Source organism: Actinomadura mexicana, from assembly GCF_900188105.1.
Lineage (GTDB): Bacteria > Actinomycetota > Actinomycetes > Streptosporangiales > Streptosporangiaceae > Spirillospora > Spirillospora mexicana.
This window is the reverse complement of record NZ_FZNP01000021.1, coordinates 56,239-68,560: the sequence shown is the minus strand read 5'-3', so window position 1 is coordinate 68,560 and position 12,322 is coordinate 56,239. Positions and strand designations below refer to the sequence as shown.

At 72.9% G+C, this 12,322-nt stretch carries 11 protein-coding genes; 3 read left to right on the top strand and 8 right to left on the bottom strand.

Annotated features, from left to right (window positions below):
* Nucleotides 1–7: 7 nt before the first annotated feature.
* Both CHC11_RS35590 and pgsA read right to left on the bottom strand, forming a co-directional pair.
* On the bottom strand, nt 8–949 hold the full coding sequence (locus CHC11_RS35590; RefSeq protein WP_089316286.1) for a phosphatidylinositol mannoside acyltransferase: 942 nt from the start codon (nt 947–949) through the stop codon (nt 8–10).
* Nucleotides 946–1,602: a phosphatidylinositol phosphate synthase gene (pgsA, locus tag CHC11_RS35585; protein ID WP_089316285.1), complete on the bottom strand. Its 657-nt coding sequence runs from the start codon at nt 1,600–1,602 to the stop codon at nt 946–948. The genes CHC11_RS35590 and pgsA overlap by 4 nt, the downstream gene beginning before the upstream one ends.
* Nucleotides 1,603–1,956: 354 nt before the next feature.
* Here pgsA and CHC11_RS35580 point away from each other — a divergent pair, with 354 nt between their 5' ends.
* Nucleotides 1,957–4,122 carry an elongation factor G-like protein EF-G2 gene (locus CHC11_RS35580; RefSeq protein WP_089316284.1) on the top strand — a complete coding sequence of 722 codons (2,166 nt, stop codon included), beginning with the start codon at nt 1,957–1,959 and terminating at the stop codon, nt 4,120–4,122.
* Between the two features lie 193 nt (nt 4,123–4,315).
* Nucleotides 4,316–5,173, top strand: a complete 858-nt coding sequence (locus tag CHC11_RS35575; protein ID WP_179279168.1) for a polysaccharide deacetylase family protein — start codon at nt 4,316–4,318, stop codon at nt 5,171–5,173.
* A gap of 22 nt (nt 5,174–5,195) precedes the next feature.
* On the opposite strand, the gene CHC11_RS35570 is transcribed toward CHC11_RS35575, so the two are convergent.
* Nucleotides 5,196–5,825, bottom strand: coding sequence for an HIT family protein (locus tag CHC11_RS35570; RefSeq protein ID WP_245920185.1), 630 nt, complete (start codon nt 5,823–5,825; stop codon nt 5,196–5,198).
* Between the two features lie 365 nt (nt 5,826–6,190).
* Between CHC11_RS35570 and CHC11_RS35565 the strand changes: the two genes are divergently transcribed.
* Nucleotides 6,191–6,640, top strand: coding sequence for an Asp23/Gls24 family envelope stress response protein (locus tag CHC11_RS35565; RefSeq protein ID WP_179279167.1), 450 nt, complete (start codon nt 6,191–6,193; stop codon nt 6,638–6,640).
* Here the strand turns inward: CHC11_RS35565 and CHC11_RS41785 are convergent.
* The 5 genes from CHC11_RS41785 to CHC11_RS35540 all read right to left on the bottom strand — a co-directional run bounded on the left by CHC11_RS41785 (nt 6,622) and on the right by CHC11_RS35540 (nt 12,309).
* Nucleotides 6,622–7,227: a hypothetical protein gene (locus CHC11_RS41785; RefSeq protein ID WP_089316281.1), complete on the bottom strand. Its 606-nt coding sequence runs from the start codon at nt 7,225–7,227 to the stop codon at nt 6,622–6,624. The two genes, CHC11_RS35565 and CHC11_RS41785, sit on opposite strands and share 19 nt — an antisense overlap.
* A gap of 106 nt (nt 7,228–7,333) precedes the next feature.
* Nucleotides 7,334–9,313, bottom strand: coding sequence for a threonine--tRNA ligase (gene thrS / locus CHC11_RS35555; protein WP_089316280.1), 1,980 nt, complete (start codon nt 9,311–9,313; stop codon nt 7,334–7,336).
* Nucleotides 9,314–9,598: 285 nt separating this feature from the next.
* Nucleotides 9,599–11,062, bottom strand: a complete 1,464-nt coding sequence (locus CHC11_RS35550; protein WP_089316279.1) for a sugar porter family MFS transporter — start codon at nt 11,060–11,062, stop codon at nt 9,599–9,601.
* 49 nt (nt 11,063–11,111) lie between these two features.
* On the bottom strand, nt 11,112–11,744 hold the full coding sequence (locus CHC11_RS35545; RefSeq protein ID WP_089316278.1) for a class I SAM-dependent methyltransferase: 633 nt from the start codon (nt 11,742–11,744) through the stop codon (nt 11,112–11,114).
* 61 nt (nt 11,745–11,805) lie between these two features.
* A complete protein-coding gene (locus CHC11_RS35540; protein WP_089316277.1) occupies nt 11,806–12,309 on the bottom strand; it encodes a cysteine dioxygenase in 504 nt (167 codons plus the stop codon).
* Between the last annotated feature and the right edge of the window lie 13 nt (nt 12,310–12,322).

Below are 12,322 nucleotides of genomic sequence, written 5' to 3'. Positions count from 1 at the left end.
CCGGCCCTCATCTTCGGCCGCCCGCGGGGCCGTCCGTGAGGTCGTCCACCCAGACCTTCTGCAGCATGTGCCAGTCCTCGGGGTGGGCGGCGATGCCCTCCTCGAAGGCGCCCGCGAGGTCCTGGGTCATGGCCTGGATCTTCTCCTGTCTGCCGCCCTCGTCCGGCACGGGGATCTCCTCGTGGACCCGCGCCGCCCAGTACTCGCCCTCATACCAGAGTGTCACGGGAATGAGGGCGGCGCCCGTCTGGACGGCCAGCGCGGCCGACACGGCGGGCATCCGGGCGGTGGCGCCGAAGAACCGCACGTCGATGCCGCTCTCGGTCAGGTCGCGGTCGACGACCAGGCACACCGGCCGCCCTGCGCGCAGCCGCTGCGCCATCCGCCCGTAGGCGGAGGCGCCCTTGTGCGCGAGGACCTCCATCCCGAGGCTTTCGCGGAACTCGACGAACCGGTCGAACAGCGACGCGGGTTCGAGCCGCTCGGCGACGGTGGTGAAAGGGTGGCCGCAGTGCACCAGCCACGCGCCGGCGTGCTCGTAGTTGCCCATGTGGGGCAGCGCCAGGATGACGCCGCGCCCGGAGTCGAGGTTGCTGAAGATCTTTTTCTCGCCGGTGATCCGCATCCGGCCGAGGATCCGCGCCCGGTCGTACTCGGGCAGCCGGAAGACCTCCAGCCAGTAGCGGAAGTAGGAGCGGAGCACCTTCTTGCTGAGGATGCGGACCTCGTCGTCGACGGCGTCCTTGCCGAGGACGCGGCACAGGTTCTTCTCCAGTTGCCGCACGCCGCCGCCGCAGCGGTGCCAGGTGCGGTCGGCGAGCGCGGTGAACACCAGGCGCGCCGCGCTCTCCGGCATCTTGCGGACGACCGTCCAGCCCAGGGCGTAGGCGGCGTCGGTCACCTCGTCGCGAAGCGACGGCGGCGCCTCTCCGCGGCGGGGCGTGGTCATGGACGCGGCTCCGGCGTCTTCTCGGCCCCGTTCCGTACGCCGTTCCCGGCCCCGGCGCCCGGCCTCGCCTGGGCGTACACCGCGGCGAACCGCTGCCCGACCGTGACGGTGCTGAGCACGGCGAGGCCCCACAGGGCGACCGCGAGGATGTAGGGGACGCCGAGCCCGTCGAACCCGGCCGCTACGAGGACGACGATGAGGCGCTCGGCGCGCTCGGCGATGCCGACGTCGCAGGTGTAGCCGAGGCCCTCGGCGCGGGCCTTGGCGTAGGACACCACGACCCCCGAGACCAGGCAGTACAGGGCGACCCCGGCGAGGGGCTCCTGGTCGCCCCGGTACAGCCCGATCATCAGCCCGGCGAAGATCGCGGCGTCGGCGACGCGGTCCATGGTGGAGTCCAGGAACGCGCCGAACGCGGAGATCTTCCCGGTGACCCGGGCGACCGCGCCGTCGAGCATGTCGAACAGGACGAACGCGGTGATGACCATCGTCCCCCAGAAGAACTCGCCGCGGGGGAACAGCACGAGCGCGCCGGCGGCGACGCCGACCGTCCCGATGACGGTGATGGCGTTGGGCGAGACCCCGGTCCGCGCGACCGCCTGTCCGACGGGGGTGAGGACTCGCCCCAGCGCGGGCCTGATCTTGTTGAGCATCGACGTCCGTTCTCGTGGTCACCGGGAGTCGCGGCCACCGGGAGTCGTGCTCACCGGGAGCGGCCCCGCCGCGGGCGACCGGCGCTCGCGCGGCGCGCCCATCGTAGTGCGCGCGCCGCGGGTGCGCGGCCGGTCGCGGGACCCGCGGCCCAGCGGCCCCGACGGATCGCGCTTGTTTGCCGTTCACCCCTTGTGATCCCGGCCATCACGGGAAAGGCTGTTGACACGGGTGTGACGTCGGTCACGCGCGATGGACGAGGTCGGACGCCGCACTCGGACGTCAGGGCCGGGCCCGCCGGGCCGGGCCCCAGCCGCACGCGGGCCTCCGCGAGAGGCCCGTCCGAGGAGGTAGTCATGGCGGACAAGGGAGGCCACCCGGGAGCCCCCGGCAGGGCACCGGAGGCCGACGGGTGCGACAGGGTGCGCAATGTCGCGCTGGTCGGCCATTCGGGGGCCGGCAAGACCACGCTCGTCGAGGCGCTGCTCGCCGCCACGGGCACGCTGCAGCGGGCGGGGAAGGTCGAGGACGGCACCACCGTCAGCGACTTCGACGACGTGGAGGTGCGCCAGCAGCGCTCGGTCAACCTCGCGCTCGCACCGCTGAAGCACGGCGACGTCAAGGTCAATCTCATCGACACCCCCGGCTACGCCGACTTCGTCGGCGACCTGCGGGCCGGGCTGCGGGCCGCCGACGCGGCGCTGTTCGTGATCTCGGCGGTGGACGGCATCGACGGGCTCACCCGGATGATCTGGGAGGAGTGCGCGGCGGTGCGGATGCCCCGCGCGGTCGTCATCACCAAGGTCGACCAGCAGCGCGGCGACTACGACGACGTGGTCATGGCCTGCCAGGACGTCTTCGGCGAGGGCGTCGCGCCGCTGTACTTCCCGGCCCGGGGCGACGACGGCCTCCAGGGCCTGATCGGGCTGCTGTCGCAGCGCTGCCTCGACTACTCGACCGGGCGGCGCACCGAGTGCGACCCCGATCCCCGGTACCTGGACCAGATCTCCGAGCAGCGCGCCTCGCTCATCGAGGGGATCATCCAGGAGAGCGAGGACGAGACCCTCATGGACCGCTACCTGTCCGGTGAGGAGATCGACGTGAAGGCGCTCATCGAGGACCTGGAGACCGCGGTGGCGCGCGGCAGCTTCTACCCCGTCCTCGCGACGTCGGTCCCGCATGGCGACCACCCCGGCCCGGTCGTCGGCATGCTGGAACTGCTGGAGGTCGTCACCCAGGCGTTCCCCTCCCCCCTCGAACACGGCATCCCGCCCGTGACCCCGGTGGCGGGCGGACCCCCGAAAGAGCTCACCTGCGATCCGGAGGGGCCGCTGGTCGCCGAGGTCGTCAAGACCACGTCCGACCCCTACGTCGGGCGGATCTCGCTGGTCCGCGTCTTCTCCGGGACGCTGCGCCCCGACACGACCGTGCACGTCTCCGGGCACGGCATGGAGGACCGCGGCCACGAGGACCACGACGTCGACGAGCGCGTCGGCGCGCTGACCTCCCCGCTGGGCAAGACGCAGCGCACCGTGGCGTCCTGCGGGGCGGGCGACATCTGCGCGGTGGCGAAGCTCGGCCGCGCCGAGACCGGCGACACGCTGTCGGATCCGGGCGCTCCCGTGGTGATGGCCCCCTGGTCCATGCCGGACCCGCTGCTGCCGGTCGCGATCCGCGCGAAGTCCAAGGCCGACGAGGACAAGCTGAGCCAGGCGCTCGGCCGGCTCGTCGCCGAGGACCCGACGCTGCGGCTGGAGAACAATGCCGAGACCCGGCAGCTGGTGCTGTGGTGCATGGGCGAGGCCCACGCCGACGTGCTGATCGACCGGCTGCGCGCCCGGTACGGCGTCGAGGTGGAGCGGGTGGACCTGCGCGTGCCGCTGCGGGAGACCTTCGGCGGGACGGCGAAGGGCCTCGGCCGGCACGTCAAGCAGAGCGGCGGGCACGGCCAGTACGGCATCTGCCACATCGACGTCGAGCCGCTCCCCTCCGGCGAGGGCTTCGAGTTCGTCGACAAGATCGTCGGCGGGGTCGTCCCGCGGCAGTTCATCCCGTCGGTCGAAAAGGGCGTCCGGCAGCAGATGGAGCGCGGCGTTTCCGCCGGTTATCCGATGGTCGACGTCAAGGTCACGCTGCACGACGGCAAGGCGCACTCGGTCGACTCCTCCGACATGGCGTTCCAGGCCGCCGGCGCGCTCGCGCTGAAGGACGCGGCGGGCCAGGTGCCGATCCTGCTGCTGGAACCCGTCGACGAGGTGGAGGTGCTGATCGCCGACGAGTACGTGGGCCAGATCATGTCCGACCTCACCTCGCGGCGCGGCCGGGTGCTCGGCTCCCAGGCGGTGCCCGGCGGACGCACGATGATCAAGGCCGAGGTGCCGCAACTGGAGATCGTCCGGTACGCGATCGACCTGCGGTCGATGTCGCAGGGCACCGGCACCTTCACCCGCCGCTTCCTGCGCTACGAGCCGCTCCCCTCGCACCTCGCCGACAAGGTCGCCGCCGGCTCCAGGGACGGCTGACCGCGCACGCCCGCGGGCGGGGTCCGGCGCGAGCCGGGCCCCGCCCCGCCCCCTCCGCCGCGGTGACCCCCGGCGCCCGCGGACGCGACCTCGGGGGGAGCCGGGCTCATCCCGCAGGGTGACCCGCGATTCGGCCGCAGGGCCGATGATCAGGGCGGGTCCGCGATGGCATCGTTGTCGCACAATGGAAAACGTGGACGACCCCCGGAGCCCGGCCGCCCCCGGACGCCGGGCGTTCATCAAGGGGTTCGGTCTGGCGGCCGCCGGAGCGGTCACGCTGGGCGCGGGGGCGGAGGCGGTCGGCGCCGTGGTCGGTTCCGGGAACCCGCCCTCGTCGGCGATGGCGGTCCCCATCGCCGGTCCGTGGCGGGCCGGGAACGCGCATGTCGACGTGGTCTGGGGCGTCGACACCGCCCAGAAGCTCGTCGCCCTCACCTTCGACGACGGGCCGATGCCCGACTGGACGCCGATGGTGCACGACATCCTGGACGCCGAGCGGGTCAAGGCCACGTTCTTCCTCGTCGGGGAGCGGCTCGTCCGGCACGCCCGGCTCGTGCACGGGCGGATGGACCGGCACGAGGCCGGCAACCACACCTGGCAGCACCAGGACCTGTCGCGCCTCTCCGACGAGCGGGCCCTGGAACAGCTGCGGCGCGCCCACAACGCCATCGGGCGGATTCTCGGCAAGGAGCCCCGGTTCCTGCGGCCCCCGTTCGGCCATCTGGGCGGGACCACGCTGAGCGCCGCGTGCCGGTTCGAGTACGACATCGCACTGTGGTCGATCAAGATGCTGGAGAAGACCTACGAGGACGACCCGCCTGCGCTGGTGGACTACATCGTCGGCAACACCGGGCCCGGCGCGATCCTGCTCGCCCATGACACCGGCCACCACGACCGCCTGGTCGCGCTGCGCAACCTCGTCCCGATGATCCGCGGCCTGCGCGCCAAGGGCTTCGAGTTCGTCACGGTCTCGGAGCTGATGAGCGCCTCGCAGGCCCCGCCCCGCGTGCCGGCCGACGGTGGCCTGCGGCGCGCCGTGCCGCCCGCCTGAGGCCGGCGGCCCGCCCGGGCCGTCAGGCGAAGTGCGGCCAGGCGTCGGCGAGCATCTGGCGGGTGTCGCGCAGTAGCTGCGGCAGCACCTTGGTGTGCCCGACGACCGGCATGAAGTTCGTGTCGCCTCCCCACCGCGGGACGACGTGCTGGTGCAGGTGGGACGCGATTCCGGCGCCGGCGACGAGACCGAGGTTCATGCCGACGTTGAAGCCCTGCGCGCCGCTCGCCTTGCGCAGCGCCGTCAGGGACCGCTGCGTGAACGTCGCCAGCTCCGCGTACTCCGGCTCTTCGAGGTCGGCGTAGTCGGCGACGTGCCGGTACGGGACGACCATCAGGTGCCCGGAGTTGTAGGGGTAGAGGTTCAGCACCGTGAACACCGACTCGCCGCGGGCCACGATGAGCCCCTCCTCGTCGGTCATCTTCGGGATCTCGCAGAACGGGCAGCCGTCGCCCGATCCCCCGCCCGTGGGCTTGTTCTCGCCCTTGATGTAGGCCATCCGGTGCGGGGTCCAGAGCCGCTGGAAGTTGTCGGGCGTGCCCGCGCCGCCCCTCTCCTCCTCGAAGCGGGGCGTGCGCTCGTTCCCGGCGCCGGCCCCGGGCGCGTCCTCGCGCCCCTGCTGCACCACGGACTCCTCCGGCTCTGCGCTCAAGGCGGCGGTCTCCTTTTGTTCACGGCCTGACCAGCAGCATAGAGAGAGACGCCCTCGGGGCTGTAGCCGGGATCCCCTAGCATGGCCCGTCGGCGCGTCTTCGGACGCGCCCGCGATCCGGTGCCTGCGTGACGTTCCGCGCGTCGCTCCGACACCATGGTCACCCGACCGAACCGCAGGGAGCGATCATGACCGGGCTCGACAAGCGCCAGACCGGGAACGCCGAGCAGGGGCCGGGGGCCGGACCCGGACCGCGGTTCCCCGGGGCGCCCACCGGCCGCCCGGAGACGGAGCCCCCCACTGGCATGCCGCCGCAGGGTACGCATTCCCCGGGCACGCCCTCCCAGGGCGCACCGTTGCCGGGAATGCCGCAGGGAGCGCCGCTGTCCGCGCCTCCCGCGACCGCGGCACCGCAGTCGGTCCCGCCCCCGCGGGGCGTGCTGTCGTCGGGGCCGAACGCGGTGCCGATGACGATGCACGGCTCGTCCGGCGACCTCAGCGCGCCGGTGGAGGGCCGCATCACGATCGGCAACGCGGTGATCGGGAAGATCGCCGCGTTCGCCGCGCTGGAGGTGGAGGGCGTCGCCGGCCTCACCGTCCGGGACGAGCCCGCCGCGACGGGCGTGCGCGTCGTCCAGAACGACGACGAGGTCACGCTGGACGTCGCCATCGCCGTCGAGTACGGCCTCGTGATCAAGGACGTGGCGACGAGGGTGAAGGCGAACGTGGCGCGGGTGGCGGGCATGATGCTGGGGACGCGGGTCGCCGCCGTCAACGTGTCCGTCGAGGACGTCCGTCAGGCGGCACGGGCGTAGCAGTTCTGCATGCCGCCCCCCACCGAGATCGTGGTGACCTTGACCCGCTCGACCAGCTGCGGCGCGACGCCCGTGAAGTGGAACGTCTGCGGGCCGCCGCTGCGCACGGTGGTCTGCTGGGCCTTGGGCTCCTGCCCCCGCAGCGACAGCTCCGCCCGGATCGCGCCGCTCGCGGAGACCGCGATGACGACGTCCACGCCCGTGGGCGTGGCTCGGTAGTAGGCCGTCCCCTTCGGGCAGGCGCCGACGCCGCCCGAGCCGTTCTGGGGAGGTATCTGCGGACCGCCGCCCTGGCCGCCGGGCCCGCCGCCTCCACCGCCCGGATAGGGCTGGCCGCTCCCGTTCTGCTGCGGAGCGGGGTTGGTGGGGGTCACGGGCAGGCCCCCGCCTCCGGGAAGGCCCGTCCGGCCGCCCGGCGCGGACGGGCTCGCCGTGCCTCCGGCGCCGGCCGCGCCCTTCGTGCCGTCGTCCGCCAGGGGCATGAGGAGCACGACCACGGCGGCCGCGACGAGCGCCAGGGTGCCGGTGTAGCCGGCGATCCGGAGCCAGAGCGACCGCCCCCGCCGCCCCGGCCTCCTGGACTTCATCTCCGCTGTCTCCCCGGTCCTCGCACGTGGTCGATGAGGCTACCAACTCCGGGCGCGCGCCACTTCCGGGTCGCGCTCGCGCGGGGCGGGCACGACCCGGCCGGGCTCAGATCTGCACGCGGGTCCGCACGGCCTGGACGATCTCCTCGACCGCCTCGTCGATCGGGACCCCGTTCTTCTGCTCGCCGCTGCGGTACCGGAACGACACCGCGTCCTTGGCGACGTCGTCGTCGCCCGCGAGCACCATGTACGGGACCTTCTGCTTCTGCGCGTTGCGGATCTTCTTCTGCATCCGGTCGGAGGAGGCGTCGACCTCGACGCGCAGGCCGTGCTCGCGCAGCCGCGCGGCCACCTTCTCCAGGTGCGGGACGTGGGCGTCGCCGATCGGGATGCCGACCGCCTGCACCGGCGCCAGCCACGGCGGCATCGCGCCCGCGTAGTGCTCCAGCAGCACGCCGAAGAACCGCTCGATCGACCCGAACAGCGCCCGGTGCAGCATCATGGGCCGCTGCCGGGTGCCGTCGGCCGCCTGGTACTCCAGGCCGAACCGCTCGGGCTGGTTGGGGTCGACCTGGATGGTCGACAGCTGCCAGGTGCGCCCGATCGCGTCCTTGGCCTGCACGGAGATCTTGGGGCCGTAGAACGCCGCGCCGCCCGGGTCGGGGACGAGGTCGAGCCCGGTGGCCTCGGCGGCGTCGCGGAGGGCGGCGGTGGCCTTCTCCCACATCTCGTCCGAGCCGATGAACTTGTCGGACTCGTCGCGGGTGGACAGCTCCAGGTAGAACTCGTTCAGACCGTAGTCGCGCAGGAGGCCGAGGACGAAGTCGAGGAGGCGCTTGATCTCCTCGCCCATCTGGTCCTCGGTGCAGTAGATGTGCGCGTCGTCCTGGGTCATGCCCCGCACGCGGGTGAGGCCGTGCACGACGCCCGACTTCTCGTACCGGTAGACCGACCCGAACTCGAACAGCCGCAGCGGCAGCTCCCGGTAGGAGCGGCCGCGCGCGCGGAAGATCAGGTTGTGCATCGGGCAGTTCATCGGCTTGAGGTAGTAGTCGCCGCCGTCGACCTCCATGGCGGGGAACATGTCGTCCTTGTACCAGCCGAGGTGCCCGGAGGTCTCGAACAGGTGGCCCTTGGTGATGTGCGGGGTGTTGACGAACTCGTACCCCTCCTCCTCGTGCCGGCGGCGCGAGTAGTCCTCCATCACCTTGCGGACGGCGCCGCCCTTCGGGTGGAAGACGGCGAGGCCGCTGCCGATCTCGTTCGGGAAGGAGAACAGGTCGAGCTCGGCGCCGAGGCGGCGGTGGTCGCGCTTCTCGGCCTCCTCCAGGAACCTCAGGTACTCGTCCTGCTTCTCGCGGGACTCCCAGGCGGTGCCGTAGATCCGCTGCAGCTGCGGGTTCTTCTCGCTGCCGCGCCAGTAGGCGCCGCCCGAGCGCATCAGCTTGAAGGCGGGGACGACCCGGGTGGACGGCACGTGCGGGCCGCGGCACAGGTCCTTCCAGCGCAGCTCGCCGGACTTGGCGTCCAGGTTGTCGTAGATGGTCAGCTCGCCGCCGCCCACCTCGACCTCGGCGCCGTCGGCCGCCTCCGGCCCGGCCCCCTTCAACCCGATCAGCTCCAGCTTGTAGGGCTCGGCGGCCAGCTCGGCGCGCGCGTCCTCGTCGGAGACGGGCCGGCGGGAGAACCGCTGCCCCTGCTTGACGATCTCGCGCATCCGCTTCTCGATGCGCTTGAGGTCGTCGGGGGTGAACGGCTCGGGGACGTCGAAGTCGTAGTAGAAGCCGTTCTCCACCGGCGGGCCGATGCCCAGCCTCGCCTCGGGGAACAGCTCCTGGACGGCCTGCGCCATCACGTGCGCGGCGGAGTGCCGCATGATCGCCCGGCCGTCGTCCGAGCCGATCTCGACCGGCTCGACGGCGTCGCCGTCGCGCAGCTCGCCGGCGAGGTCGCGCAGCTCGCCGTTGACGCGGGCGGCGATCACGGTGCGGCCGTCGGCCTCCAGTGCCTGGCCCGCGGTGGTGCCCGCCGGCACCGCCCGCTCGCTCCCGTCGAGGGTGATGCGCAGCTCAGACACGGTGGACACGGGTACTCCTCGCGATGATGGGTCGGGGTCAACGGGGTTCGATGCTATCGACTCGGGGTGTCCCCCGGACGCATCCGGTTCCATCGGCCGCTCCTCTGGGTCGGTGGAGGGCCCGCGGCGTCCCCGGACGGCGGAAGGGCCCCGGGGGAACGCTCCCGGGGCCCTTCCGCGTGCAATGTCAGGACATGCCGCCGTCGCGCCGGGAGTGACCCGGCGTCGTCGTCTCTGCGAGCGCGTGCGGCATGGCTCCACTGTAACCGATGGGCGGGCGCGGGGCCCGGCCTTTCACGCGCGGGCCCGCGGGGCGGCGAGGTCGTCCATGTCCTCCAGTTCGCGTCCCCTGGTCTCGGGGACGGCGCGCAGCACGAACAGGAACGCCAGGACCGAGAACAGCGTGTAGAGGCCGTAGGCCAGGCCGAGGGAGAAGCCGGAGATGCCGGGGAACGTCGTGGTGATCACCCAGTTGGCGAGCCACTGCGCGGCGGCGGAGACAGCCAGGGCGGACGCCCGGATGAAGTTGTTGAACATCTCGCCGAGCATCACCCACACCACGGGCCCCCACGTCGCGGCGAAGGAGGCGACGAACACGTTGGCCGCGACGAGCGCCACGGGACCTGCGACGCCGCCGAGGTCCGGTTTGCCGTCCACCACCGGGGCGGTCGCGAAGCAGACCGTGAGGGTGCCGAGGGAGGCCGCCATGCCGGCGGCACCGGCCAGCAGCAGCGGGCGCCGCCCGATCCGGTCGATGAGCGCGATCGCGACCAGCGTGAACGCGACGTTGACGACCGAGTTGATCACCGAGGTGAGCATCGCGTTGTTCTCGGAGAACCCGACGGCCTGCCACAGCGAGGAGGAGTAGTAGAAGATCACATTGATGCCGACGAACTGCTGGAACACCGACAGCAGGATCCCGGCCCACACGATCGGCATCAGGCCGAGCCGCTCGCCGCGCAGGTCCCCGAGCCTGACGGGCCGGTCCACGGCGATGGACCGCACGATCTCGGTGATCTTCACGTCCACGTCGCCGCGGCCCATCACGCGCCGCAGCACCTGCCGCGCGCGGGCCGTCTCGTGCTTCTTGACCAGGTAGCGGGGCGACTCGGGGATCGTGGTGGCGATCACGCCGTACATCACGGCCGGGACGGCGGCGCTGGCGAACATCCACCGCCACGCGCCGCCGCCCCAGGGGAACGTTCCGGTCGCGCCGCCGTCGGACACCCGCGCGATGACGTAGTCGACCACGAGGGCGGCGAAGATGCCGAGCACGATCGCCATCTGCTGCAGCGAGCCGAGCCGGCCGCGCAGCTCGGCCGGGGCGATCTCGGCGATGTAGGCGGGCGCGATCACCGACGCGGCACCGATGGCGAGGCCGCCGACCAGCCGCCAGACGGTCAGGTCGACCGCGCTGAAGGCCAGCGCGGAGCCGAGCGAGCTGACCAGGAACAGCCCGGCGGCGATGAGCATCACCCGCACCCGGCCGATCCGGTCGCTCAGCGGCCCCGCGAACCAGGCGCCGACGGCGCAGCCGAGCAGCGCGGCGGACACCACGAAGCCGACCGCGAAGCCGCCGAGGCCGAACTCCTCCTTGAGCGCGTCGACCGTCCCGTTGATCACCGAGGAGTCGTAGCCGAACAGGAACCCGCCGAGGGCGGCGGCTCCCGCCAGCAGCGCGGCCACCGCCGCGGAGTGCGACGTCCCGTCCCCGCGGTGCTCGTCCGCCTGCCCCGGTCCGCTGCCCGCTGCCGTCATGGAGCCCGATCTTCCCCGGGAGCCGGACCTTATGCGGGCGCCATCTCTGTCAGTCGCGGACGGCGATCCCGAGCACGTGCGGCGAGGCCGGGTTGGCCCGGCTCGGCTCGGGGAACTCGAACCGCCGCTCGCCCCGCACGGTGAACCCGCTGCCGGCGATCCACTCGCTCGTCGGGCGGGTGAGGTGGCAGCCGGCGGCGAAGAACGGCCACAGCACGTCGGCGTAGCGCTGGAACCGCACCTTGCCGGGGGTGCCGCCCCGCACGTGCTCGTAGTAGCGCAGCTCGCCGCCCGGCTTGAGCACGCGCCGCAGCTCGGCCAGCGCCCGGACGGGGTCGCGGACCGAGCACAGGACGAGCGAGGCCACCGCCACGTCGAACGACGCGTCGTCGAGGTCGAGGTCCTCGGCGAGCCCGGGGCGCACCGTGATCGGGACCGGCGCGCGTCCCGCGGCGTGTTCGGCCTTCGCGCGCAGCCGCGGCTCGGGTTCGACGGCGACGACCTCGGTGACCTCGGACGGGTAGTGGCGGAAGTTGGCCCCGTATCCGGCGCCCACCTCCACCACGCGGCCGGACGCTCCGGCCAGCAGCTCCGCGCGGCACGCGTCGCCGCCCGCCTTGGCGCAGCCGGCGTCCAGCCGCGGATAGAGGCGGGCGAAGATCGGATGGCTCAGGTCGGTCATTCCCGCAGTGTCCGCCGCCCCGGCGATCACCGCAAGATCGGCGCACCCGGGCGGCCGTGCCTCACCAGTCGGCGGCGGACTCGTCGGCGAGCCGGACCAGGCCGCCGCCCGCGTCCACGTCGTACCGGCGCATCGCGCTGAGCGGCGGCGAGTAGACGTGGACGCTCACGGCGGGCGCGTCCGAGGTGTTGCGCACGTCGTGGACGTAGCCGGGTCCGAAGGAGCGGGCCTGCCCGGCGCCGATGCCGTGCGCGGTCCCGACCCGGCGCGCGGCGGTGACGCGCTGCTCCTCCAGGGCCCCGAGGGCGACCGCGAACGCGCCCGCGGAGTCGCCGTGGTCGTGGAGGCCGGTGGACTGGCCGGGCAGCCAGCTGATCAGCCATATCTCGTGGTCGGCGTCCTGGTGGACGCGCTCGTACCAGCGTCCACGCGGGTCGAGCCGGACCCGGAGCAGCCACTCCCCCGGGTCGGTGGCGAGGCCGCGCGCCCGCTCGGCGAGGCGCCGGGGCGTGAAGGGGGCGCCTTCGGGCGCGGGCACGGTGAGGCCGGTCGTGGTGACGGTCATGCGGTCGCTCTCC

Excerpts from the sequence above, each read along its gene's own strand:
- CHC11_RS35565 (WP_179279167.1), top strand. The coding sequence starts at position 6,191 with ATGCCGCAGGGAGCGCCGCTGTCCGCGCCTCCCGCGACCGCGGCACCG.
- CHC11_RS35550 (WP_089316279.1), bottom strand. The coding sequence starts at position 11,062 with ATGACGGCAGCGGGCAGCGGACCGGGGCAGGCGGACGAGCACCGCGGG.
- CHC11_RS41785 (WP_089316281.1), bottom strand. The coding sequence starts at position 7,227 with ATGAAGTCCAGGAGGCCGGGGCGGCGGGGGCGGTCGCTCTGGCTCCGG.
- pgsA (WP_089316285.1), bottom strand. The coding sequence starts at position 1,602 with ATGCTCAACAAGATCAGGCCCGCGCTGGGGCGAGTCCTCACCCCCGTC.
- CHC11_RS35590 (WP_089316286.1), bottom strand. The coding sequence starts at position 949 with ATGACCACGCCCCGCCGCGGAGAGGCGCCGCCGTCGCTTCGCGACGAG.
- CHC11_RS35540 (WP_089316277.1), bottom strand. The coding sequence starts at position 12,309 with ATGACCGTCACCACGACCGGCCTCACCGTGCCCGCGCCCGAAGGCGCC.
- CHC11_RS35580 (WP_089316284.1), top strand. The coding sequence starts at position 1,957 with ATGGCGGACAAGGGAGGCCACCCGGGAGCCCCCGGCAGGGCACCGGAG.
- CHC11_RS35545 (WP_089316278.1), bottom strand. The coding sequence starts at position 11,744 with ATGACCGACCTGAGCCATCCGATCTTCGCCCGCCTCTATCCGCGGCTG.